Genomic DNA, 23,591 nt, shown 5'->3' with positions numbered 1-23,591 from the left:
TTTGGACACTCACATCGGTTTCCCTCCGCTGACCATGGCGGTATTCGTCGGGATCGCGCTCGGCGCGCTTCTCCTCGACATGGTCACTCACCGCGGTGACAAGCCAATTTCCCTGGCTAAGGCTTCGATTTGGTCGATCTTCTGGATCGCTATCTCGTTAGCGTTCGCCGGCTTCCTATACGTACAGCACGGCCCGGAAGTCGCCAGCCTGTTTGTAACTGGCTACGCATTGGAAAAGGTTCTGAGCGTCGACAACCTGTTCGTGTTCATGGCGATTTTCGCCTGGTTCAAAGTGCCGGATGGCATGCGTCACCGAGTCCTGTATTGGGGCATTATCGGCGCCATCGTGTTCCGCGGCATCTTCGTTGCCATTGGTACCGGACTGTTGGCTTTCGGTCCGTGGGTCGAAATCGTCTTCGCAGTGATCGTGGCTTGGACCGCAGTTATGATGCTGCGCGCCGGCGGTGATGATGAAGAGGAAGAGGACTACTCCAAGCACATGGCTTACCGCTTCGCACAGAAGCTGTTCCCTGTGTGGCCGAAACTCTATGGCCATAACTTCTTCGTCAGCCGTAAACAGCTTCAGGTTGAGTTGCAGAAGCCTGAAAACAAAGGCATGACCCTGGCAGCAAAAGGAACAATTTTTGCGACCCCGCTATTCCTTTGCCTTGTTGTGGCAGAAGTGTCTGACGTCCTGTTCGCATTCGACTCTGTGCCGGCGGTAATCGCGGTTAGCCGTGAACCTCTGATCGTCTACTCAGCCATGCTGTTTGCGATCCTGGGTCTGCGTACCATGTACTTCGTGCTCGAAGCGCTGAAACGCTACCTGGTCCACCTGGAAAAATCTGTAGTCGCGCTGCTGTTCTTCATCGCCATTAAACTCGGCCTGAACGCAACCGACCACATGTTCCACCATGGCTACACAATCGATGCAAACACCAGCCTGCTGATCGTTATGGTTGTACTGGCGATTGGTGTGGTTGCAAGCCTTGTCTTCCCAGGCAAGGAAGAAGCTCAACCTGAAACCGCTGAGTAATAGCCCATACCACAAGGAGTAATACCCATGGCGTTGACCCTACAGAAAGGTGGCAATCTTTCGTTGACCAAAACCGACCCGAGCCTGACCAAAATCTTGGTAGGCCTGGGCTGGGACCCGCGTGCTACTGATGGTGCTGAGTTCGACCTGGACGCCAGTGCGCTACTGCTGGGCGCAAATGGCAAAGTACGAGGCGAAGCCGACTTCATTTTCTACAACCAGCTGAAAAGCGTTGACGGTTCGGTTGAGCACACTGGCGACAACCGCACTGGTGCGGGCGACGGCGACGACGAAGTAATCAAGGTAGACCTGAGCCGCATCCCGGCCGACGTGGACAAAGTGGTCTTCATCGTTACCATCCACGATGCAGAAGTACGCAAGCAAAGCTTCGGTCAGGTCGGCGGCTCCTTCATTCGCATCGTTAACGATACGACCAATGCGGAAGTCGTTCGTTACGACCTGGCAGAAGACGCGTCGACTGAAACTGCGATGGTGTTTGCTGAGTTGTACCGCAACGGCGGCGAGTGGAAATTCCGCGCTGTTGGCCAGGGTTATGCCGGCGGCCTGAAAGCTCTGGCCAATAACTATGGCATGAATTTTTAACGCCTAAGTCGTTAATTTAATTATCTTTTGTTTGCTTGGCCTTGATTTCAAGGCCTTGTTTGCCTCACTTAAAGGAATCGAAAATGGCCGTATCTCTGCAGAAAGGCGGGAACGTAAGTTTGTCTAAAGAGGCCCCAGGCCTGACCGAAGTCACTGTAGGTCTGGGTTGGGACGCACGAGTTACCGACGGTTCGAAATTCGACCTCGACGCGTCGATCTTCATCCTGGGTGAAAGCGGCCAAGTCCTCGACGACGCCAGCTTTATCTTCTATAACAACAAAAAATCGGCAGACGGTTCGGTTGAACACCTGGGCGACAACCAGTCCGGCGAAGGCGCTGGTGATGACGAGCAAGCCAACGTCAAGTTGACCGGTCTGGCTGCCGCTGTGAAGAAACTGGTATTCGCTGTGACCATTCACGACGCTGAAGCACGCAAGCAGAGCTTCGGCCAGGTTGCCAATGCTTACATCCGTGTAGTGAACAAGGCTGACGGCAAAGAACTGGCGCGCTACGACCTGAGCGAAGACGCTTCGACCGAAACCGCCATGATCTTCGGCGAGCTGTACCGCAATGGCGACGAGTTCAAGTTCAAGGCGATCGGCCAAGGTTTTGCTGGTGGCCTGGCGCCTCTGGCTAAATCGATGGGCGTGAACATCGGCTAACCCGCAAGGGTTGAGAAAGCCCCCGCGAAACGGGGGCTTTTTCTTGCCTACAGAAAGACCACGGAGTTGGTCCTGGAGGCGGTTTCGACTACTTCATCACTAGGAGCGACTGCTGGCGATCGCCACGGCAGTCCACCGGTTCTCGGGTTTAAAAGGATATTTGGATGGGCATGTTTCGTGGGGTTGTAGCTGCAGGTGTTTTGGTGTCTATGTCAGGCTGCGGAGCCTACAACGACTTCCAGGCAAACAATGCAGTTCAAGAATACAGGCAGGCATGCCTGGGAAATTATACGAACGAGTGCGAAAGCAAACTGGTCGACACGAACATTGTCATGCTCGAGCTCGCACGAAGCAACATCGAGCGGGAGAAGGACTCGATCGTGCAAGTCGTCGGCAAAGATGGATTTGATCGTTTCTCAAAAACTGCCAATGAGCTAATTGACCACTTGGTCGATCAACAGGAAAACAAGCGTCCAGGTTTTTTTGCGCGATGGTTCCTAGGTGAAGGTCAACCGTTCGGCAATACCCGCAACCAACTTTTTGACATTTCAGACATGCAAGAAGTGCGTGCTGCAGTGCTTCAAAAGATCAGCGCCGGTGTTCAAGCGAGCAAAGCATCTGCTAAGCCTAATGAACCAATGACTGAGACTGAGGCAATCTTGTTAGGCAAGGTACCTCAAGCACCGACTCAGGCTCAGGTCACCCCGACTGCCCGGCCGGCGGAACCAGCAGTTCAGGCCGTCGAACCGACTGTTCAGGCAAAGGCATTAGTGCCATCCGACCTTGCTGCATCTGCAGATCGGATGATCGCGAGTGAAATCGCCCAGGATGGCGGGGATGAATACAAGGAGGGCCGTCAGGTTATTTTTGCTGACCTGAATAACGACGGCATCAAGGATGCCGTGGTGCTTTACACGATCGAAGGTCAAGGTGGCGGTAATGGCTACTTCCAAACCCTTGCCGCGTTCATTGGCAACTCGGCAGGTTGGAACTTCCGTGGAAAAGCTGTAGTCGGCAATGGTGTCCAGGACATTCAGGTAGTTGATCCCCAAACCGTCAGACTGACGGTTCTCTCCGTCGGTCCGGATGATGCGGATTGCTGCCCGAGTGTTCAGAGCACCGAAAACTACAAGTGGGACGGCACGACATTTCTTCAAGCCCCAACGTCGTAAGTAAGAGCCAGGCTTCAGGCACCTAGCCGTGTGCATACGAGCGCGGTTAGGCAGGGCTCTGGCGAAACGCTGGAGCAAACAAAATGAAGGAAAAATCGAATATGTCGCGATTCAACATCGGCTCTGGCCTTTTCGTCATGTTGCTCACCCTGGTATCAGCCCACTCCAATGCCACCAGCTTTGATTGCACCAAAGCTGCAAGCTTTGCTGAGAAATCGATTTGCACAGATTCTGCACTCAGTCGTCTGGATGAGCAGATGAACTCCGAATATGTCCGCGCTTTAGACGCAGCGCCGAACAAGGCCCAGGTCCGTCAAGATCAACGAGACTGGTTGCGTCTGCGCGACAACTGCAAGACCGCCAGTTGCTTAACCGCTTCGATGACTGATCGGCTCAGTGTTCTATTACGCACCAAGGTGGATCAGCCATCTAAAGCGCCAACCTCCGTTGTCGCTACCCGGGTTGATCAATCTGAAACGAATGTGATTTCAAAGGCCGCTACTTCTCCAATGGTCCCCGCCGTGGTGAAGCCGGCAGCCCCGCGAAATGCCACGGATGATCATCAAGCGATCCTGAACTTGAAGATTGGCCTGTTCGTGATGGCAATGTTGCTGCTGGTCTGCATTTACCTGCACCGTCGGGGGATCATTACGATCTATCAGGACTACACCGACGCGCTTTGGACAACCTTGACTCCGATCTTGGGGATTGGTGCGTATTTCGTCGCGAGCGCCTGGCTCGAGGTACCACGCAACTACTCCATCATTGCTGCCTGTGTCCTTGGTGGCCTTATGTCATTGCAGGTGCTTATCCAAACGTACAGAAGCAACAGCATCTGGTTTTTCCTTTTATCCCTCTTCGCAAAGGTCATTCTGCTGACCTTCTACGTCCTGATGATGGCCCTCCTGCTGTGCGGCTGTGCGCGAACCAAAAGTGAGGCCCGGCGGCGGCGCGGCTGGGCAGTTCTTGCCACGACCGTATTCGTATTCCTCTCAGGCTGGATGTGCCGGAATCGGCAATTCAGTTCGATCGACGATTACATAGCCGGACGGGCATAAGTGACATATCGGAGGTCGCGCTATTGCCACATGCGCGACCACCGATGTAAATGGACGTCGGGCCAGACTAAGGGGCCCGACCGAAGCCGGCATTTCAAACAACAAAGAATCCAGGAAGAAGGATCAAGGAGTAGTCATGGGATTTCGTTTCAGCAAGCGAATCACGATTGTGCCTGGCGTACGCCTTAACATCAGTGGAAAAGGGGTAAGTACTTCGATTGGGCCTCGTGGTCTGAGTATGACGATGGGCCGCAATGGCACCTATCTCAATGCGGGCTTACCCGGTACTGGTCTTTCATATCGTGAAAGGATCGACCGGCCCAGCAGATCGAGTAGCTCTCAACCAGGCCCTGCCGGAAGCGAATACTCTGGCCAGGTAAAGGTGAAAGTAAACGACGATGGCACGTTGTTGATTACGGATATGGATGATATCGAGTTGCCGGCTGCTGTCATCAAACGCGTCAAATCCGAGATGGCCGATTCCATTCAGGACTTGCTGACGAAAGCAGCTGATAAGGTCAATCAGGATCTCGAATCATGCCTAGGTGTGCACCTACTGACGCCTCGGCCGGGGGCCATGCCGGTAATCCCAGCTCCTTTCGCCATTGAAGAACCCACGAGGCCTACTCAGCAAACGCCAGGCTTAATGGATCGAATGCTACTGCGCAGCGCGAAGATTGAGCGTGAGGCCGAGTCGACGGAAGAGCAGTATCGACAAGACCTCGCGAACTGGCAGGCAACGCGGGACTCCCATGAATTTGAACGCACCGAAATCGAGAAAGCATTCCGGCTGGCGGCAAAGGGCTTCAGTGCTCAAATGGAACGTGCTCTGGACTATGTGTTGAGCGGCATTGCCTGGCCAAAAGAAACACAAGTGGCCTATGAGTTCTCGCAAGACGTTACCGGCGTCGCGCTCGATGTTGATTTACCTGATGAGGGCGATATCCCGCAGCGCAGCGCTGAAGCCAGAGGCAATGGCAAGCTGACCTTTAAGAATCGCTCTGATGCCCAAGTGCGTAGGGATTTTGTTGCTTTGTGCTATGGATCTCTGTTTCGAGTTGTAGGAGAGGTGTTCGCTCTACTGCCGGCAATCCAGAAGATCCTGGTGTCGGGCTACATTCAGCGTAACAACCCCGCTACCGGTGCGGTGGATGATCACTACGTGATCTCGGTCTTGGTAGGCAGAAATCAGTGGGATGCGATTGATTTTAATCGTCTGGATGCGATCGATCCTGCAGCGACCCTGAACGCGTGTGGCGCAGTGGTAAAGCTGGACCGCTCTGCGCGTTTTGTTGAGGTGACGCCGATGGAAATGTCAGTCTTGAACTGAAGACAACCGCGGCGGCTAGAGCCGCCGCGGTGTGGGGCAGGGGAGAGCAGGAGAGGATTAGCGTATGATTCCTTCGCGCTTTGCTTCCAAGATCCACATCGGGAATTCCTGCATCAGCCGGTCGTACAACTGTTCTTCCGTCATGTCGTGCAGGTCATCCAGGGCAAAGAATCCGCAGTTGTCCACGACTCTCCCGGGCAAGGTGTCCAGTTTTTCCAGAATGCCGTAATTCCGGCCTGCTAAACCAACGTATTGCCAGAAGATTCCCAGCTTCGCTGCATCTACCATTAGTTGCGTGATCTTGCGGTTTTCAGACACGCCACCGTCGCTGATGAAAACCACAAACATAGGGGTTTTGTCTTTGGAAGCTTGGCAGGACTCGATCACTTTTTGGATCGCCTTCGGCTCATCATTGTAGCGCCGACCGACGTCCCACTTTGTCCAGCCGCTGTTGTCGGATTCGACAAAGTTCTGGTAGTTGTTCAGTGTCACAGGTGAGAGTCGCAATGGCCGTTCGGCAAATGTCCAGCACTCAAGTTCGGCGTCTGTATCTAGGGCGACGGCGATTGGCACAAGTCGATTGAGTACTTCCTGCACCCGGCCGGTTTTGTATTGATTTCTCATCGAGTCGGTGACGTCGAGCACGAGCAAAACGCGAGCTTTCATTCCAACCAGGCAGGCTTTCTCGAGGCTGACCTGTGCCTTCTTGGCCAGACTGACCAGTTCCGGCGCGACAGCAGCTACAAGCTTCTCCAGAGAGATTGTGGAGGGAGATGGGGCCGGGGCCGGTGCAGCCTCTTCAGTAACTTCGCCGCCAAAATGCCTCACGAGAGCGTCCAAGCCCTCGGCAAACCCCTGAAGGTTTGAGGCCAACCGCCACTTCCCATTCTTACGGTAAAGCTCAACGATCATTACCGCTTTCTCGGTTGTGAATGTGAGCCCTGAGAACGCGCAGGTCGCTCCTGTCTCACCAGTGGGGCTGATTACTTTGAAGTTGCCATTCCGGATGTCACTCATGGCCCCGGCACCGTCGATGGAGGCTGTGAAGACTAAGCGATCGATAGAGGCGGGCAGGGTGGCAAGATTAATCTCAAACTGGCCACCCGGGGCAAGCTTCACACTGCGGCAAGGCGTGACCGGCTGATTGAAGAAAACCATATAGCGATCGTCAGAAAGCTTGCCTTGGTCGTCCACAGCGAAACAGACGAAGTCGATTACGCTGGGGTTTTCGATGTTGACCGAGAGAGTGAGAGAGAGACCGGGAAGAATATTTGCCAGCGGCATGCGCTGGCCTTGGGTGATCTGCATGCATGGTTCCTTGTGTCGATTAGAACGCCTGATGATGAAATGGCCATGGTGATACAGCCTGTTTCGCACGGGTGGCTGGTTCATCCGTCGGCTTAAACCTAACGGCGCTCGATGTTCCTGCAAGTCTTATGCGGCCAGTGAGGTCACAGCGGGAAGTTCCTACGGGAAAAACTGATCATTCGCTCGAGGGCGCCGGGCGATTCAATATGGGTTGTTGAGGCCGATGATGCTGCCATACAACCAAAATAGAAATCCCGCGCCGGCCATGTGCCGTCGCGGGAGGACTGGGCAAGCATCAATCTGCTCAAAGCGCCTGTAAGCTCTGAAGCCTAGACGTACTGCTTTTTGCCGCTCCTTTCGATTGGGTGCCCTTTGAACACCTGTGGGCCGTCCATCGTCAGCTCAATTTTGTCACCCTTCCGAGTCAGCCAGGGGGTGGCTTCACTGCCAGTTTTGGAGGTAACTCCGGATGGGCTCAAAAGGATATGGTCATCATGGATTTCGATTTGGCCGATAACATAGGTGTAAATCATTGAACTGAAGAAACCGCCTGCCTTGAATTCGAATGCGCACTCGACGACCTGGTCGCCGTATTCCATCCGCATCTTAGGTTTCAGTGATGCCACCGAAACCGCACCGTTATCTACGGCTGAATAAACGCTGCAGACCAGCACTACCTTACCGCCCATGAGCTGCGAGATTGCTGGGTTAATTTCGACGGTTTCAATACCAGGAGCGGAGGCACTGGCGCTGACTACGTCACCGGTATGGAAAACGAAGGGATCGACGTTAAAGGCCCCACGCTTGTCAGGTGCCTGGATGATGGACATTCGTCCATCAGGACGAAGGATGCCGATTCGAAGATCGAGGTCGTCGTTGTCAGATCCGTAGCCGTTATCAACCCACGTTGCGCTGACCAGAATTACCTTTGGAGCGGACGGCCCTTTTTCGAGGGACACCTTGTGGCTGCTGCCAGGCTTGTCCAGTTTAACCACGGTTTTGGCGATGTTGACGGGCTTTGGAGGCGGAGCAGGTGTCGCCGCCGGCGCGGAGGATTCATTGTCTTCAACTTCGATGCCATAAAACCCGCAGAGTCCGGCAAGACCTGAGGCGAAACCTTGCCAAACAGAGCGCGCCTTGAGTTGGCCGTTCCGGACGTACAACTCAAGCACGATGATGCCCGTCTCTTGTGAGAAGGGCTCAGGTGCCAGTTCCAGGGTTTGGTCCCCGGCAATGACGATAGCGCGAAGGTCTTTGACTGCTTCGAAGCCGCCGGCGCTGCCGTCTTGCGTCAAAGTGATTGCGATCTTCGTGATGTTTGTCGGGAGTCGAGACGAGTCGAAGCTGATGCTGTGACTGACCGTGTCGCTACGAGCGATCGGGGGCGCGAATGTCGCCGCGCCTGAAGAGTGCTCGGGTGCATTGAAGAAAACCATGCCGCTGTCATCCACCACCTTGCCAGTGTCGGTGACCAAAAACGCAGTAAGGTTTACGTCCAGGTTGTTACCTGCCGCATGGGTAACTTCCACCCGCCCTTGGGTGGAAGAGATGGTTGTGTTCTCGCCGGGTTTGAGTGACTGATTCAATTCTTGCCGCCTATTCCATGGGTTTCGCAATGCATTGTTCATGCGCTGCGCTTTCGTTGTTTGAGCGCGAAGGCCGGCCAAGGGGAAAGATCCCCTCTTTAGGGACTGACCGCATCGTTGCAGTTTAACGGCTTGTCTGACGGCGGCCGCCGAGACCAAGAATGGGAACGTGCGGGAGGGAATGGTGTGCCCGGCATTGAAAGTCCTCTGAGTCTCGTTAAGTTCTGATCGTAGGTAACGAAAACATCTGCCCGGCGTTCTGTATCGGAATTCGACGGAGCATTTTGAGTGGTGCCGTCTCCTGCTAGATGGCAATATGCTACATCTATTTTCGCTCCCCCTCATCATCCAGGGCCTGGCGTTTAATTTCTGACAAGGACCCGTTGGATGCTAATCGCACTTGTGGTTTTGAACGCCCTTTATTTGATCTGCAGTCTGCTGTTCAACGCCGAGCTGCTCAACTTCGCTGGCGCTGATATCCCCCTCCGAAAACTCGAAGTCCTTGAGACGTATAGCCAGATCCTAGCGGCTACGAGCATGTGCTTGTTGGTATGGCGAATCTGCTATCGACGTTATCAAGGCAAGGGGAGGGTGCTGTGGGTTTGGCTCGCCGCATCGACCCTCGTCGTCACACCATTGACGTGGTGGTTTCAGGGCGCGGCACCGGATTGGATCGCCGAGCAGTTCCCCGGCTCGCTACGGGTTAGCAGCCTCTACGCATACGTCACCAAAAAGGGGTTGCTCTACGACTCCCTGACGATTCCGCAGATCCCCTACAAGGCCTACAAGGACGAGGGAGAGGGCAAAGCCTTCATTGCCAATCTCGGGGTTCTGATGAGCGTTCAGGGCTCCTACGTCGAGCGCATCGACAAGAACTTCCAAGGCTTTTCAGCAGCGGTTTTCCGTGGCTACACCGCCCGTAATGGAGACGCGTTATACGAGCGCCTCCAAGAAACTGTCGTGGCCTCTATCAGTGACATCAGCAGGGCGTATGCACAGCTCGAAGGTTTTCGTGCGGGAGGCATTCCGGGAAGTGAGTGGCGACCGATCCAATGGCCGAATGCAGGGGCAGATCTGGGGTACCACCCGACCATTGACGAGTATGCCCGGTCAATCAATCCCGGTGTGCGGACACGAGATGCGCTGGCCAACACTACCGAGGTTCGCCACATGGCGAAGACCAAGCTTGGTCCTCTCTATGTGAAGGGCATGAACCTCCTGGCTACGCGCGAGCAGTACCAGGCTTATCTGCCTGGCATTGCCGACAACATGGCCTATGACGTCGCTCACACCGACATCCACGGCGCTGAGGGTTTGAGCGTCCTCAAGAATATGTGGTTTATCCCCTTCTCCCTGCTAAGCGGATTGTTCTTCGGCGGCATCAGTCTTGTGGTCTTGATCATCTCGGGTATTGAGGCGCTTCGAAACCTCCCCGGGCGAATTCGCTTCGTTCGACCGGTCGCCGTGATTTCGATCGTTATGCTGCCTCTCGTTGTTGGCAACGCGATTGTCGATAGCCCCGGTTATAGAGATGCGTTCAGGAGCTTGGGCAAACAGCCGGTTGTGCTTGCCACCGTTTTCCATTGGGCCATGTCCTCAGAAGCAATGCTTTACAACATCACAAGGCCTCTGCTGAAAGCAGAGTGACCTACACAAAGGGAGAGTCACCGTGCGTAAAAAGTTTCTCGTTTCAGTACTGGCATTTGCCATCGCAGCATCAACCTCTGGCTGCGCTGAGCTGGGGATCAACAAGCAACAGGCCGGTACCGCAGTGGGGGTCGTCGCTGGCGCTGTCATCGGGCAGTTCATCGGCAAAGGCAGCGGACGGATCGTGGCAACCCTGGTCGGCGGTGCTCTGGGCGGTTACATCGGTAACAAAATCGGTGCAAAACTCGATGAGCAGGATCAGCAGGCCCTGGCACAGCGCACGCAAGATGCTTTGAACGCCTCGCCGAGCGGGTCCAGTCTGCCAGTGTCCTGGACATCGGCGCATTCCGGCGCTTCGGCGGAGATCGTCCAGGGCCAAGAGTTCACCCAAACCAAAACGGTTGAAGTGAAACGTGCTCCGCAGATCGTTGCCGTCCCTTCGATGAAGCTCATCAACGAGCAGTACGTCACCAAAAGCAGCTCGAACGTCCGCGCCGCGCCTGAGAAAGGGGGAGACAAAGTGGGTGGTTTGAAACCCGGGACCGAGTTCACTGCTGTTGGCTCGACAGGCGACTGGATTCTTGTCGGCCGCAAGGGTGTCACTGTCGGCTACGTCCACAAAGATTTGGTTGAGCCAAAATCTGTAGCCGTTGCGAAGAGTGTGAAGCCCGCGGCCAACTTGGACGAGATGAACGTCGCGGCCGACAAGGAAACCAAGGCCTTCGATCTGGATTCGATCCCGACGTTGCCAACTCAGCAGGTCGCTGCTGAAACGTCTTGCCGGCCGGTGACTGTGAGCCTCAAAGCGGCCGATGGAAACACTGAGCAGGAGAAGAACACCTTCTGCAAACAAGCCAACGGCACCTGGGAACTCATCTAAGGAATTCCATGAAAAACCGCGCACTCGCTCTCGTCGTAGTGGGTGCTTGCGGCATCGCGCCGCAAGCCTGGGCTCATCAGCTCGCCTACTCAAAAACAGAACAGATCCAGGTGAACGTTGATGGTGAGGCGACCACCTGGTGCAAACCAGAAGTTGCCATCACCATGCAGCGCCCAACGTGGGATGACCAGAAGCCGCTGAACACGCTTCTATCGAAGCTGCCGTATATTCTCGGCCAGGAATGCCCGACGGCGAAGGTCACCTGGAAAGCAGTCGACGCAAAGGGGGTGGTTTACGCCACTGGTGCGGGCAATGCGACCAATCTGGGCCTGGCCACGCTGACTTCACCGCCTGCCGCTCCGGCCGCTGCGGCGCCCGCAGTTTCAGCAGCCACCGTGGCAGCTCCCTCTGCGGCACCTGCGGTAGTCGCGGCTGCGCCTGTTACACCAGCCGCCGCTGCGCCTACTGAGCCTGCTGTCGCAGCGCCGGTGGCTGTTGCATCGGCCCCAGCGCCTGTAACGGCACCTGTGACACCACAACCGGCTTCAGAGGCAGCACCCACGCCAGTGCAACCGGTGCCGGTGGCTCAAGTACCTGTGACGGCTGCCACTGTAGCTCCTGTTGCTGCCCTAGCAGCAATACCTACCGAGGCAGCTCCAGCCGCCGATCCTAAGCCTCCCGCTCCAGCTGAAGCGCCGGCAGCTGTTGCCGCCGTTCCTACCGGTGACTTCGGCCGCTCATTGGTGCTGGCCAACCAGAACCTTATGGGGATTACCGACGGTAGCGGTTGCAAATGGGTTATCAGCAAATCGGTAACTGATGAGTCCGATCCAAGTCTGTCTTTTGCATCGACACCCGCCATGCCTTGCGCTGCATCAGGCTATGCCGAAGGGTCCTTTGACAAATTGCGTTGGGCGGTACCGAACACCTATCGCGGTGACACCTGGTCAAAAACAACCGTGCATCCAAGCGGCCTGATGTTCAACCAGGCGCTTGTCCCGGCGGTGAGAGGCAAGGCGCTTTCTTTCCTGAGTAGCAGAGCTGACCAAGCACTCTTTCAGGTGGGTGAACTGCCAGCGCGCAAAATGCAGGTGTATTTGGCCTTTGAACGTCCAAACTACCGTGTCCTTCCACCGTTTTCGAACGACCCCTATTACGTAGTCATCACCCCGGATGAAGCATTTGCTCTTGATCCAGTGGAGTTGAAGCGTGCCGTGGTGGAGGTCTATCAACTGGTGAAGGCAACGTCACCATCGACGGTCGGCCTTTCGAACCTCTTCTTCGCCAAAAACTTTGAAGCGCTGTATCCGGAGGGTTACGCCTCCGAAACCAAGGACAACATTGTCCGCAGCCGCATGGGCGAAAACCGTGGTGAGTTTTACTTCGATCCTCGCCAGGGCACCAACTATGCCCAGCGTCGTGAGGAGATCCGTCTGAGAGAAGTACGTCGCCTACAGCAGCAAATGGCCGAGCTGCACACTCGCGTCTTGGAGCGTTACGAACAACTCAAATCTGGGATGAAGGAATTCGAAGGTCGGGAGGCTGAAGCGCTGGCGCAGATGGCAGGTATCAAAGTCACCTTCCCATCGCCGATCGCAATGCAGGACCCGGGCTCTTCAAAGTCCGCTGTGCCGATGATGATTCACGTCACCGGAAAGAGCGGCGACTTTTACGAGGTCGACTTTCCACGTAAGGGACGGGTACAGGCTGATGCGGATCTGGAAAGTCAGTGGTACGTGTTGCCGGCGGCAAACATGACACCGTTCCTGCCGTTAGAGGACGGCCGCGCCGTACCTACGTATCGCGTGTACACCGCTGGCGCGGCTGAGGCCTGCAAGCAAGACCACTGTGCTGACAGAGTGTCATTTGGTGCCGTACTGGCCAAGGAATTTCCTAGCGCCGGGATCGACTTCAACTGGACGCCTGAAGTCTCTCAGCAGCACGTGATTGATTGGCAGCAAGCATCCGCTCAAATTCAGTAAGGCAACCGACTATGAAAACGATGAACAAGAAGCACATCCTCATCGCTGCTGCGGTCGCCGGTATTGCGATTCTTGCAGGTGGTTTGGCGTTATCGAGCTCCGGCAAGAAGCAAGCGCTGCGTCAGTACGATGAGATGAAGGAGCAGTACTTCCTCGAGAACGTCCTGAGCGAGGGAGATATTTCCTATTCCTTCTGGTCGGGAAACGTCACCGTTGAAGCACCAGAAATCCGCCTGGTTGCAGCAGAGACCAACGGCGCAGATAAATTCCTGAAAGGGATTATGGGGCTGCTCGGTGGAATGGACTCCGGTGCGAAAGAATCTGCCCTGGTCGAATGGTCACGGTATCTGCTTTCGTCCAGTACTGGAGGCGGTCGTGCCGGTGGCGTTTACTTGAAGGCCGATGCCCTCAAGGTTAGTCGCGACGGTGATAACAAGAAAGGCGAGATCCATGTCCAATTGTTGGGCATGGACATGAGTACTCCTTACCTGTCGCACAAAGGCACAGATGTTGTCCTGCCCTCGGAAGTAGCGGATGAGATCCAGCCGCGCGCGGAGGTGGATCAGTACGGCGGCGTGGTCAAGTCGCCCTACTCGTGGGGTAGCAATATCGTCCAACGCCTGCCGTTCACTGGTGCATTTATCACCGGCGCTACAGGCGAGTTCGGCACCAAAGTTGACTTGGACTTCAAGCTCACGCGTTCCAGCGACGGCGAAGGCTCGATCGAGTTTGTAGTGGTGCATCGTAATGACGGCAGTGAAGTTGGCCGGATTGTGCGCGAGGCTAAATTTGCGTCCATCCCAGAGCTTGACGATGTTCAGGCGCAATTCAAGAGCGCGTTAAGTGGTTTCATCATGGGGGCTTACAGCGCGTCCATGGGCCAAGCCGTAATTGCCGAAGCCGCAGGTGACTTTGCTCGCAAGACCAAGCTGGCCAGCTACTCGCTGACCTACAAAGGCTTCGATCAGTTAAAGGAGTCGTTCGACGAATTCAAGGCCGCTACCAAGCGTGAGGAGTTCATTGGCTTCTGCAATGAAACAGGCCTATCAGGTTATCAGAGTGACTTTGGAGCCAAGGGCAAGGGTCACAGCGATTCGGAGTGCGCGATCGCTCAAAAGCTGGCCACCGATGGCAAGTTTGAAGAGTCCTACACCTTCAAGGAAGACAAGTCGTTATTCGCCGGCCTGTTCGTGAGCAAAAGCTTCACGCTTGAGACGAACTGATCGTCTCAATCCCTAGAACCTGGAGTGCGGACCGCCGTACTCCACGGTCACCAAAAATATCTCAAGACAAAGGGAGGCATTTCATGATTTACGTTTCCAAATGGGCAATCACGGCGATCTGTTCGGTGCTGCTGGCCGGTTGCGGTTCAAGCCAGGACAAAGCTGAAGAACTGGTCGAGTTGATGGGCCTGGACGGCCAGTACAAGATGGTAGTGCAAGTCGCCACGACGGGTTATGCATCCAAATATCGCGAAGTCGCGCCAGAAAAAATCAAGGCCGTGATCGAGGACAACATTTCCCAGGACCTACTGAAAGACACCCTGGTCCAGGTCTACGCAGATCACTTTGATGCCGACGAGCTCGAACTGATGATCGAGGCCAACAAGCATCCTGATCAGGCGATGAAAATTATCATGGGCTCTAAGGACGGCATGAAGTTGGCCAAAAAATCCATGGAAGTCCAGGTGGATCTTCAGCGTGATATGGCCAAGGCGTTCGAGGATCGTGATGAAGACATCGTTGACGAGTTGGACGACCTTCAGAAAGAAGCTCGCGGCTGATCCGTCATTTGCCGTCTCGCGCTATAACCACGGTTATCGAGGCGACTCTTACGAACAGTTCCAGGCAGCGTTTGGCAATTCATGGAGGGTGGATGAGGCTGATTTTGATAGTGCTGCTAGTGCTGCTAGTGCTCAGCGGCTTCGCTCACGCCGGTTGCGGCAGCATCAACAACGACGATCAACGTGCCTACTGTTACGTCAAAGAAGGGAATGGGAGTTGCGCGAGCATTAAGGATGACGACCTGCGCGCTACCTGCTATGTGGAGGCCGGCAATGGCAGTTGTGCGAGTATCCGTGATGATGACAAGCGCAAATACTGCTACGTGAAAGAGGGCAACGGAAGCTGTGCAAGCATCAACAATGACGACTTGCGTAACGCCTGCTACGTCGAAACAGGCAACGGGAGTTGCGCGAGTATCCGTGACGACGATCAGCGATACCTGTGCTACGCCAAGACTGGCAATGGCAGTTGCGGGAGCATCAAAAACGATGACCTACGACGTCAGTGTGAAATGGTAAAGCGCTGACTGGCTTGCGTTAGCCTGGCCGGAACAAGGAATCGCACCTACAAAAAAATGCCAGTCAGGTAACTGACTGGCATTTTTACATTCTGCGGCTAACAAATCTTCCAAGCTGAACAGGCGAGTGATTAACCGTTCAACCCAGCACTTCACCCCTGGCCTTGCGCTTGAGTCGCCGGCGCAAGAAAAATACCACAAACAAAATCAGCAGCGTGCCAACGCTGAGGAAGATCGTGTTGAACCAAGGAAACGGCTCTTCGCGACTGTTCGTGGCTTCGATGTCTGTGATGTTAGGGAACACGGACAAGATTTGAATGCGCCAGCCGTAGTAACGAATGAGAGCCAGCTGCTGGGCATCTCGTGAGTAACCCTGGGCCTTTGCCTGAACGTCGGCCGAGTCAAACTTGAAGTACCACGGAAAACTCCAGCCGGTGTCGTCGTTTCGGTAAACCTTTACCACCTTCGATGTTGGGTGTTCAGTGTTAATGAAATACACGTCCCGGGTAGGGCCGTCAGCGGGGTTTTCAGCATTGATGACGCCGTCATCGTCCACACGTTTTACCTCAACGCCGGTGATGGCCACCACGTCGTACTGAGGCAAAACATAAAACAGACCCAGTCCCGCACCAGTGATTACGAGCAAGATTGCGCCGATAATCACCCCTTTAATCCACTTCATTTATGTGCTCCATTTTGATCGTCGAATTCTGCCCCAATTCGATCTTGGGTATTCACCTTTGACCGCTGGGGTGCTACTAAACTTGGTTAGCAAATGTGTAGGTGCTGCAATGATAGTAACGAGGGCAAAAAAAAGCCCAGGAAATTTCCCGGGCTACTTGTTTGCTAAAGTACGCGATTGCGTTCCGATCGCCCTGGTTTATGCAGGTGCAGTATCAAATTCCAGGCATTCGGAAAGTGAGGTGAACTCAGGTCGCCGGCACACCCAGGCAGTAAATGCGGTGTACGCCACTGACAAGCCTGTGATCAGTGCCATCGTTTGCTTCTTCTCTCGACGGTTTCTTGCAGCAGCACGCGCTTTGGATTCACCCTTCCGTCTGGCACTGTTCGAAAACAGCGACGCGATTAGCATTCCAATCACCGCGTAGAACACTGTGATGAGAGTGAGCTTGGCAACAATGACTAGGGTGATACTCAGAGCTCCCTGGTTTGTCCGGAAGGTTGCGAATACAGCGTATGCAATGGCCAAGATAATCCCGGTACCCAACGCTATCCCTGAGAATAAGCCAGGCATTTCAAGCCAGCGAAGGATCAGAGCCGCAACTGCTCCGATCGCGGGTAGCGCATTCGTGATCGCAGCATCGGTGTAGTCGGTGTAGATCGTTGCAGCCTCTGTGTGGTGTTTCCAGATCGCGAGACAGGTGATCAAAGAACCGATCAAGAGCGTGTATTTCCATGCCGGGCCGGCCCAGAAGGCCTGCCACATGCGTAGCACTGCTGATTCCTCAGCTACAGGCTGTGCAGGGCGCACTTGCTGTGCCGAGAGCTTATAAGCTGGACTTTGAGAGGAGGGCGCCGTTTGTACACTTTGAGATTGTGTTTGAGCTACCTGGTGTTGCTGATCAGATTGCTGTCTTTGTTGACGGGATTGTCCCTGAGCTATCCGGTACTGCTCATCTCTTTGTGATCTGGCAAGTTCCTCCGCCTGGCGCTGAGCTTCAAACTCATCCTTTCGCAGCTTCTCTTCTGCAGCGTCTGACTTACTTTTTTCAACGCGTGAGTAATTATCCAGAAAGGTGACACGAGCTCCCAAGGTTTGATCGAGACACTTCTGGGTGGTGCACTGGTCTCGCACCGATAGCCATTCGCGTTGTGATTGCCGTAGCTCATCCGGGTGTTCCGTTTCAGCGAGGGCTTTTTGATAGGAGCGCGCCAGAATGCTGTCGACGCCATTCAGATAGCCGTCCTTACAGATGCTGGATTCCGCAAAATTTGCGGCCTTGGAACAATCAAAGCTTGCTGCTATTGAGTTACAGGCCACTAATGCCAGCGTAAATGCGAGAGCGTTGCGAAACATCATCCGGTTCATCCCTAATTCCGTTATCCAGTGCCCAGCAGGGCATAGTGGTTATCGGCCGGGCATGTGAATACGTGAGGAGAACCTGCATGCTCGTGTGGCGGCGCCGTACATCACTCACCTATCTGGCTACCCAGATTTATTACCGCTTGGTTACAGGCACCTCGCTGGAGGAGTACAGAAACACTTTAGCCAGGAGATGAAAAAGACGACGGAGGTACTCAAAGAGGCCAGGGACACAAATCGCGACATTCCCGCCCAGATGAGAAACCACGGTACGGTTCAGTCTTCTCGCTGGACGTTCAAACAAGGAAAACCTGGCGAGAAGTGGTTTGTGGTCGTAGTCAGGCAGGATCGTGACTGGAATCCCTCGGCCGCAGAAAAGGAACAGTACTCGCTGGTGGTTACGGTGGCGGACCGAGACAACGAGCGGGCTCAGCTCTATACCCAAATCCAGACGCGAATAGATCAGCAGGCTGTGGTCAGGGAGCAGCAAAAGGCCAAGATGACTGCTGTTCGCCTACAGAGTCGAGGGTGATCAGCATTCGATGTGATTCCTCTCCAGTAGGTATCCCCTAAGCCTGAGTAATAGCGCGAACTCCGACGGATTCGTACGGCCAGTTCCCCGGCTCGCTGGATGTATCTATGATGGGTAAGGCGAATGGCCACTCCCGCTGCGCTCCTTGAGAGCCAGGTGAGGCGCCACAAACGGATTTCGCCTTACTCATAGATGACGTTCAGAGGATACCGGTCGGTGAAAATTAGAAAGATCGTGATCAAGAATTTTCGCGGGGTGAAAGCGCTTGATTGGAACGTGCCAACAGCCGACATTTTTTGCCTCATAGGCAAGGGCGACTCCTCAAAATCCACAATCCTGGAAGCCATCCGTTACACATTCCACCCCCAGTGGAATCTGGCCCTCAGCGACTCAGATTTTTACCAGTGCAAAATCGCTGATCCCATCATAATTGAGATCACGATCGGGCATTTGGCAGCGGACTTCTGTGCACTCAATAAGTACGGGCTTCACCTACGGGGCTGGGACGCGGCAGCTCAGAAGCTTCATGACGAGCCAGATGATCATTTTGAAAGCGTGTTGACCGCCCGGCTTACCGTCGAAAAGGACCTGGAGCCGAAGTGGACAATCGTGTGCGATCGCAATCCTGACGGAGTGCCGTTCAAACAGGCAGACAGAAACAAGGTCGGCGTGGGTCTCATCGGAGTATTTAGCGAACGAGAGCTTTCCTGGGCAAACGGAACTGCTCTTGCCAAGCTTACCGCGGCGCAGAGCTTGAGTGAGCTATTGGCCAATGCATCGAGGACCGCGAGGAGTTCGCTCGATGTCGACCGGGCTGTCACCCTGACAAATTTCGACACTGCAGCAACGAAATCGCAAGAGATTGCGAAGCTCCTAGGTGTCCCTGTGCTTGATGCCTATAAGGCCCATCTCGACTTGGCGTCCATCAACTTGAAAGTCGGCGGTCAGTACCTCTAAGGGCTATGTAATCGCGCCAGCGGGGTTTGGAAAGACTCATCTCATCGCAATGGCGGTGCGAGCGTCCAGTGGCCGGCAGCTTATCCTGACGCACACTTTTGCCGGCGTGAACTCGATCAAAACCAAAATGGCGGGCTTGGGCGTTCGAGCATCCCAGTATCAGGTCGATACGATCGCTAGCTGGGCACTTCGACTCTGTCTAGCGAACCCGAAGGCATCGGGGTGGAAAATTGAAAACCCGACTAGCAAGCAGTGGAGTAAGTTGTACGAGTGCTGCTCCCGTTTGCTGGGGATGAGATTCATTCGTGAGGCCGTGTCGTCCAGCTACATAGGTCTCTACGTCGACGAGTACCAGGACTGCTCAGACTTGCAGCATGATCTGGTCTGCAACCTGGCAGAATTTCTTCCAAGCCGACTCTTGGGAGACCCCCTGCAAGCCATATTCGATTTTGACGACGGCAAGCCTGTTGATTGGGAAGCCAGCGTCTACCCCGAGTTTGATTGCTTGGGACAGCTGGAGATCCCCTGGCGGTGGGTCAACGCGAAGAGTCCGGAACTGGGCGAATGGCTCAAAGATGCGAGGCGAAAGATCGAGCTAGGCCAAAAGATTGATCTGTCAGCCCATCTTCCACCGAGCGTAATTCGTGCCTACACCCAGCCTGACTATCTCGCCGCTAAACAGTTCACGGCGCTTTGTGGCCTGTTAAATCATGATGAGAGCGTCATTGCACTCCATGGCGGCGATCAACAGTCCAAGAACAAAACTCACCGTTTGGCCAACCGCTTGGCGGGCCGCTTTTCCTCAATCGAGGAAATCGAAGGGAAGGATCTGCATTCGTTCATCAAAAAGCTTGCGGCTGCAAAGACCGCTCAGGCGGGCTTTCTCCTTGCCCTGAAGTTCGCAACGAAGTGCTTCACAGGTGTAACTCGCACGCTAACGGCAGGCACCAAGCGGGGTGAGGTTACCAACCTTCGCAAGACAACGAAGTACCCACTGGTGCTCCAAGCCGCGAATGACTATTTGTCTGACCCGTCGAGCAGCTATCTCAAGGCATTCTTCCAAACCTTGAAGAGCAACCCTGATACATCAGCCTATCGCCGTGACTTACTCTATCGTTTCTTGAACGTGCTCAAGATTCATGTTGATGGCCAAGCCACGACGCTCGTGGAGGCCGGTATTCTTTACCAGCGCGAGATGAGGCATTCGGGGCGGCCGATCAGCCATCGTAAGCAGATTGGAACCACATTGCTGGTCAAGGGCCTTGAGTATGACCACGCCGTCATTCTTGATGCCGGCTCGCTTGATGCGAAGGATTTGTACGTCGCGATGACCCGAGGAGCGAAATCTCTCACCATCATCGGGACAGCTCGGCATCTACCTGCTTGAATGCCTATTCAGTTTTGGACATCTCGGATCGGTCACCAATATCCATCGTTCAGTACCTGCACAGGAGCAATATTCAATATGGAAGGCGAGATGAATGAATTGGAACTGAGGCCTCGGGTGTTCGTCTCCGACCTCATCCAGCTCGGCGATATTGTACTGACAACCACGCCCGAACCCATGAGCAAAACGATCCGTAAGGCCATCGGCGCGGACATCTCTCACGCTATGATTTGTGTGGGGAAGTCGAGTGTGATCGATTCTACTGGTGACGGTGTTCATGCACGCAATCTCGAGCGGCTGATACTTGAGCCAGGCTGCGCTGGGCACGTTCTTCGGCCGGTTGTGCCCCTGACTACTGACCAACTGCACTCTATTATCACCTTCGCCAGAGCTGCGGTAGGTACTCGATACACCAAGATCGGCGCCGGCAAGAGCGTGTTGGCTGGTTTTGTGGCCGGTCGGAGGCAGTTCTGCTCGCGATTGGTCGCGCAGGCTTATCATCGGGCCGGTGCAAACCTAGTGCCGAATGCTGACTTTTGCCATCCAGGGGAGTTACTGAATAGCGCCGCGCTTTTTGAGGTTCCTAATGTGCTGAGAGATCTCAATGCGGAAGAAGAGGCTCGCTGGCGTGAAGATATTGACCACGTTCAGGCTATGCGGGATTCAACCAATGCCTTGCTTCGGGAAGCCCGAAAGCTGTCCTCTGAGATTGAATCACTCAACGACATTGATGCATACCTAGTGGACCATCAGGAGGCAGATGATCACCTAGTAAAAGCTCTGAGAACTTCAAGGTATCTGGAACTGTGGAAGGATGAGTTTGAAAGGAATGCTTGGCAGTATCACGTCGCCTTCATGGAGGGATCCGAAAGCTCGGCGGAGCACAAGCAGAGATACTGTGAAGAGCTGCTGGAAAGCGAGAAGTTAGGGCAAAACCGTTTTGTCCTGAACCATGCGGGCTACGTGACCGTGAACGCATTGCATCCGCGCCAATATTTCGCTCTGAAGATAGAGCTGTACGAGCTTTTGACACAGCTATATGCTCGTCGCATTAGGGCGGCAACTACTTGGCTTGAGCGTAAGGGGCTGCTTGAGCCGGAGCCTCGCACGCTGCTTCGTCCGCACACGCCGGAATGGTTCGCTTCGCTGCGCGAGTGGGACCCAAAGCAGGCTGCGATGACGGAAGCGGCCATCCGGGTAGCCGGAAGTTTGGATGTGTGCACTGTCTGTGCAGACGAGCCAGTCTGCGATTATGTCCTCTTGAGTGTTCCGCCGGCTGGACCTGGGACGTGTCGACTTTGCGACGACTGCTTCCGCATACGCTCCATTGACGAACCAATGAAGACTTTCTAGCCGCAAGCGAGGCGGCTGCGCCCCACACGTCAGCCGAGCGTCCACAAGGGGCCATTTGGTCGTGAGTCCTCATCTGCAAAGGGCTTCACTTGCAGTACGTCATGCTCTTGTCTGGTTGCCCCAGCTCTCAAATTTTGCAAGCCTGCGTCGTCCGGGGGCTTTACCTCCGTCAAGCGACGCGTCGCCCGGGCAGTCCGCGGGCGATGCTCGCACCGCCTCTGCAGCGCCCGATCAGCAGACCGCTTGCTACGAAGAACGTGTGCTACCTATGAAAGCAGCATCGCGCTGCAAGGTTTTCGCATCGCAGTCCAGCACCTTTGCCGCCTCTTTCCAGGTACCAAACTGCCTCTTGGTCCGAACCGCCAACGCCGCCTGAAAGCGTCTGATCTGCTCTTCACGAGTACCGCTGTTCAGCGGCTCCGCAGCCAGAGAGTCGACGGCTGCAGCGGACCATTGCTGAAGGGCTTTTTTCAGGCTACGAATTTCAGCACCAGGCTCGAACCATGCCGTGTACAGTGCTGCCAGCCGTTGCAGGTCACGCAGGTTGCCGTGCAGCGGGTGCTCCGCCAGGGTTCTCGCCAAAGCATCTGACCAAGGAGCTTGCGCGGGCAGGTTGGCATCCACCCGGCAATCGCCCCACACTTGCTCCCAATCCTGGCGCAGGTCTTCACGGCAATCGCGCAAGGCCGGCAGCCTGACGCAGAGGTGACTCAGGCGATCATAGAAGTCTTCGTCCAACCGCTCGCGCAGTTGTGTCATTGGCAGGTTTGACGCGCAGACCAGTTCGAAATCCACGCTGATCTCGTCATCACTGCCGATGGGACGGTAGCGTCGCTGGCGATCCTGGAAAACGCGCACTAGTTGGCGTTGTACGGGGCGGGGCAGGTCCTGGATTTCATCGAGAAAAAGAATCCCGCCATCGGCCTGCGCTAACAGCCCTTTGCGAGCTTGTGCTGCGCCCGTGAAGGCGCCTTTTACATGACCGAACAGCAGACTTTCGGCAAGCGTGGACTCAAGCCCGCCGCACGCGAAAGTAACCACTCTGTGCGGTCGCTGCTTGAGCGTTGCCACCTGGGTCTCAACCAAACGGCTCTTCCCTGTACCGCGCTTGCCTAATATCAACATACCAACGCATGGAAATATTTGTAGCTGATTGCAATCAAGCAGCGTCAATTTCGATTGCAAGCCGCTATACCTAGAGAATCGGGCCGAAATGTTGGCGCACCAAGAACAGGACCTGCGTGTTAAAGCGCAGCATGAACTCAACGACAAGAGTGAGGCGAAGACACTGGTGAAGGATCTGTGAGGCACGGCCGCCAAGCTGATTACTGGCGCCCATGGTTGAAAGCTGGAGGCCGCACCTGAAAGCCCTGGCTGATCCTGCGGTGAAAGATGAATGCAAGCTGGTCGAATGGTTGACCGCAGTGCCACCTGGTGAAAAGCGCGACACGCTGGGTAATATCCTGGTCGAGCGTCTGGCCAAAGATCCGGCAGCGCGCTTGCGTCTGAGTAACCAGGTGACGCATGGCCCAGGGCACAGCCATGACATCGTGATGATCACGGTATTTCGTTCTGATCGTATTAAATGATGCATCTACGATGCTTTGAGGCTGATGCGGGTCGAGCTCACCAACGGTGAATGTGCATGTTCCGACGGTGCCAATACAAAACGCTGCGGGCATTTAGCCTATTCGCACGCAGAGGCTCATGGCTTGCAACTGCACTGAGATTTGTGCCGATGAAATCAAGTAAT

At 54.9% G+C, this 23,591-nt stretch carries 22 protein-coding genes; 17 read left to right on the top strand and 5 right to left on the bottom strand.

Annotation, left to right across the window (positions count from 1 at the left end; translation table 11 throughout):
• The first annotated feature begins 34 nt into the window (after positions 1–34).
• From ACI77H_RS04960 to ACI77H_RS04935, 6 genes are all read left to right on the top strand, one after another.
• Positions 35–1,036 (top strand): TerC/Alx family metal homeostasis membrane protein, encoded by a 1,002-nt coding sequence (locus tag ACI77H_RS04960; RefSeq protein ID WP_407011037.1) that lies wholly within the window; start codon positions 35–37, stop codon positions 1,034–1,036.
• A gap of 27 nt (positions 1,037–1,063) precedes the next feature.
• A complete protein-coding gene (locus ACI77H_RS04955; RefSeq protein ID WP_046071045.1) occupies positions 1,064–1,639 on the top strand; it encodes a TerD family protein in 576 nt (191 codons plus the stop codon).
• 83 nt (positions 1,640–1,722) lie between these two features.
• On the top strand, positions 1,723–2,301 hold the full coding sequence (locus ACI77H_RS04950; protein ID WP_033896483.1) for a TerD family protein: 579 nt from the start codon (positions 1,723–1,725) through the stop codon (positions 2,299–2,301).
• Positions 2,302–2,465: 164 nt separating this feature from the next.
• On the top strand, positions 2,466–3,473 hold the full coding sequence (locus tag ACI77H_RS04945; RefSeq protein ID WP_407010666.1) for a hypothetical protein: 1,008 nt from the start codon (positions 2,466–2,468) through the stop codon (positions 3,471–3,473).
• 83 nt (positions 3,474–3,556) lie between these two features.
• Positions 3,557–4,531, top strand: coding sequence for a lysozyme inhibitor LprI family protein (locus ACI77H_RS04940; RefSeq protein ID WP_407010665.1), 975 nt, complete (start codon positions 3,557–3,559; stop codon positions 4,529–4,531).
• Positions 4,532–4,667: 136 nt separating this feature from the next.
• On the top strand, positions 4,668–5,861 hold the full coding sequence (locus tag ACI77H_RS04935) for a DUF4236 domain-containing protein (protein ID WP_407010664.1): 1,194 nt from the start codon (positions 4,668–4,670) through the stop codon (positions 5,859–5,861).
• 57 nt (positions 5,862–5,918) lie between these two features.
• Here the strand turns inward: ACI77H_RS04935 and ACI77H_RS04930 are convergent, their stop codons facing one another.
• Both ACI77H_RS04930 and ACI77H_RS04925 read right to left on the bottom strand, forming a co-directional pair.
• Positions 5,919–7,169 (bottom strand): VWA domain-containing protein, encoded by a 1,251-nt coding sequence (locus ACI77H_RS04930; protein ID WP_407010662.1) that lies wholly within the window; start codon positions 7,167–7,169, stop codon positions 5,919–5,921.
• A 329-nt stretch (positions 7,170–7,498) separates the two neighbouring features.
• Positions 7,499–8,797 (bottom strand): TerD family protein, encoded by a 1,299-nt coding sequence (locus ACI77H_RS04925; protein WP_407010656.1) that lies wholly within the window; start codon positions 8,795–8,797, stop codon positions 7,499–7,501.
• 345 nt (positions 8,798–9,142) lie between these two features.
• Between ACI77H_RS04925 and ACI77H_RS04920 the strand changes: the two genes are divergently transcribed.
• The 6 genes from ACI77H_RS04920 to ACI77H_RS04895 all read left to right on the top strand — a co-directional run bounded on the left by ACI77H_RS04920 (position 9,143) and on the right by ACI77H_RS04895 (position 15,574).
• The gene (locus ACI77H_RS04920; protein ID WP_407010655.1) at positions 9,143–10,402 is read left to right on the top strand and encodes a hypothetical protein; all 1,260 of its coding nucleotides are present in this window, start codon (positions 9,143–9,145) and stop codon (positions 10,400–10,402) included.
• 22 nt (positions 10,403–10,424) lie between these two features.
• A complete protein-coding gene (locus ACI77H_RS04915) occupies positions 10,425–11,282 on the top strand; it encodes an SH3 domain-containing protein (protein ID WP_407010654.1) in 858 nt (285 codons plus the stop codon).
• 8 nt (positions 11,283–11,290) lie between these two features.
• A complete protein-coding gene (locus ACI77H_RS04910; protein WP_407010652.1) occupies positions 11,291–13,264 on the top strand; it encodes a hypothetical protein in 1,974 nt (657 codons plus the stop codon).
• 11 nt (positions 13,265–13,275) lie between these two features.
• Positions 13,276–14,487, top strand: coding sequence for a hypothetical protein (locus ACI77H_RS04905; protein ID WP_407010650.1), 1,212 nt, complete (start codon positions 13,276–13,278; stop codon positions 14,485–14,487).
• Positions 14,488–14,570: 83 nt separating this feature from the next.
• Positions 14,571–15,047, top strand: coding sequence for a hypothetical protein (locus tag ACI77H_RS04900; RefSeq protein WP_407010649.1), 477 nt, complete (start codon positions 14,571–14,573; stop codon positions 15,045–15,047).
• Positions 15,048–15,139: 92 nt separating this feature from the next.
• Positions 15,140–15,574, top strand: coding sequence for a hypothetical protein (locus ACI77H_RS04895; protein ID WP_407010648.1), 435 nt, complete (start codon positions 15,140–15,142; stop codon positions 15,572–15,574).
• A gap of 130 nt (positions 15,575–15,704) precedes the next feature.
• Here ACI77H_RS04895 and ACI77H_RS04890 read toward each other — a convergent pair whose 3' ends face one another.
• Both ACI77H_RS04890 and ACI77H_RS04885 read right to left on the bottom strand, forming a co-directional pair.
• The gene (locus ACI77H_RS04890; RefSeq protein WP_407010646.1) at positions 15,705–16,247 is read right to left on the bottom strand and encodes a DUF1523 family protein; all 543 of its coding nucleotides are present in this window, start codon (positions 16,245–16,247) and stop codon (positions 15,705–15,707) included.
• Between the two features lie 198 nt (positions 16,248–16,445).
• The gene (locus tag ACI77H_RS04885; RefSeq protein WP_407010645.1) at positions 16,446–17,615 is read right to left on the bottom strand and encodes a lysozyme inhibitor LprI family protein; all 1,170 of its coding nucleotides are present in this window, start codon (positions 17,613–17,615) and stop codon (positions 16,446–16,448) included.
• 187 nt (positions 17,616–17,802) lie between these two features.
• Between ACI77H_RS04885 and ACI77H_RS04880 the strand changes: the two genes are divergently transcribed.
• The 4 genes from ACI77H_RS04880 to ACI77H_RS04865 all read left to right on the top strand — a co-directional run bounded on the left by ACI77H_RS04880 (position 17,803) and on the right by ACI77H_RS04865 (position 21,838).
• The gene (locus ACI77H_RS04880; RefSeq protein WP_407010644.1) at positions 17,803–18,141 is read left to right on the top strand and encodes a hypothetical protein; all 339 of its coding nucleotides are present in this window, start codon (positions 17,803–17,805) and stop codon (positions 18,139–18,141) included.
• A 216-nt stretch (positions 18,142–18,357) separates the two neighbouring features.
• Positions 18,358–19,098, top strand: coding sequence for an ATP-dependent nuclease (locus ACI77H_RS04875; RefSeq protein ID WP_407010642.1), 741 nt, complete (start codon positions 18,358–18,360; stop codon positions 19,096–19,098).
• Positions 19,099–19,465: 367 nt separating this feature from the next.
• The gene (locus ACI77H_RS04870; protein WP_407010641.1) at positions 19,466–20,485 is read left to right on the top strand and encodes a hypothetical protein; all 1,020 of its coding nucleotides are present in this window, start codon (positions 19,466–19,468) and stop codon (positions 20,483–20,485) included.
• A gap of 90 nt (positions 20,486–20,575) precedes the next feature.
• Positions 20,576–21,838, top strand: coding sequence for a YiiX/YebB-like N1pC/P60 family cysteine hydrolase (locus ACI77H_RS04865; protein WP_407010640.1), 1,263 nt, complete (start codon positions 20,576–20,578; stop codon positions 21,836–21,838).
• Positions 21,839–22,084: 246 nt separating this feature from the next.
• Here the strand turns inward: ACI77H_RS04865 and ACI77H_RS04860 are convergent, their stop codons facing one another.
• On the bottom strand, positions 22,085–23,023 hold the full coding sequence (locus ACI77H_RS04860) for a sigma-54-dependent transcriptional regulator (RefSeq protein WP_407010638.1): 939 nt from the start codon (positions 23,021–23,023) through the stop codon (positions 22,085–22,087).
• Positions 23,024–23,175: 152 nt separating this feature from the next.
• Here ACI77H_RS04860 and ACI77H_RS04855 point away from each other — a divergent pair, with 152 nt between their 5' ends.
• The gene (locus ACI77H_RS04855) at positions 23,176–23,427 is read left to right on the top strand and encodes a hypothetical protein (RefSeq protein WP_407010637.1); all 252 of its coding nucleotides are present in this window, start codon (positions 23,176–23,178) and stop codon (positions 23,425–23,427) included.
• Positions 23,428–23,591 lie beyond the last annotated feature (164 nt).

It is taken from the genome of Pseudomonas sp. O230, from assembly GCF_045447035.1.
Classification (GTDB): domain Bacteria; phylum Pseudomonadota; class Gammaproteobacteria; order Pseudomonadales; family Pseudomonadaceae; genus Aquipseudomonas.
Note: the sequence above shows the minus strand (reverse complement) of the source record. Positions and strands in the feature narration are given on the sequence as shown.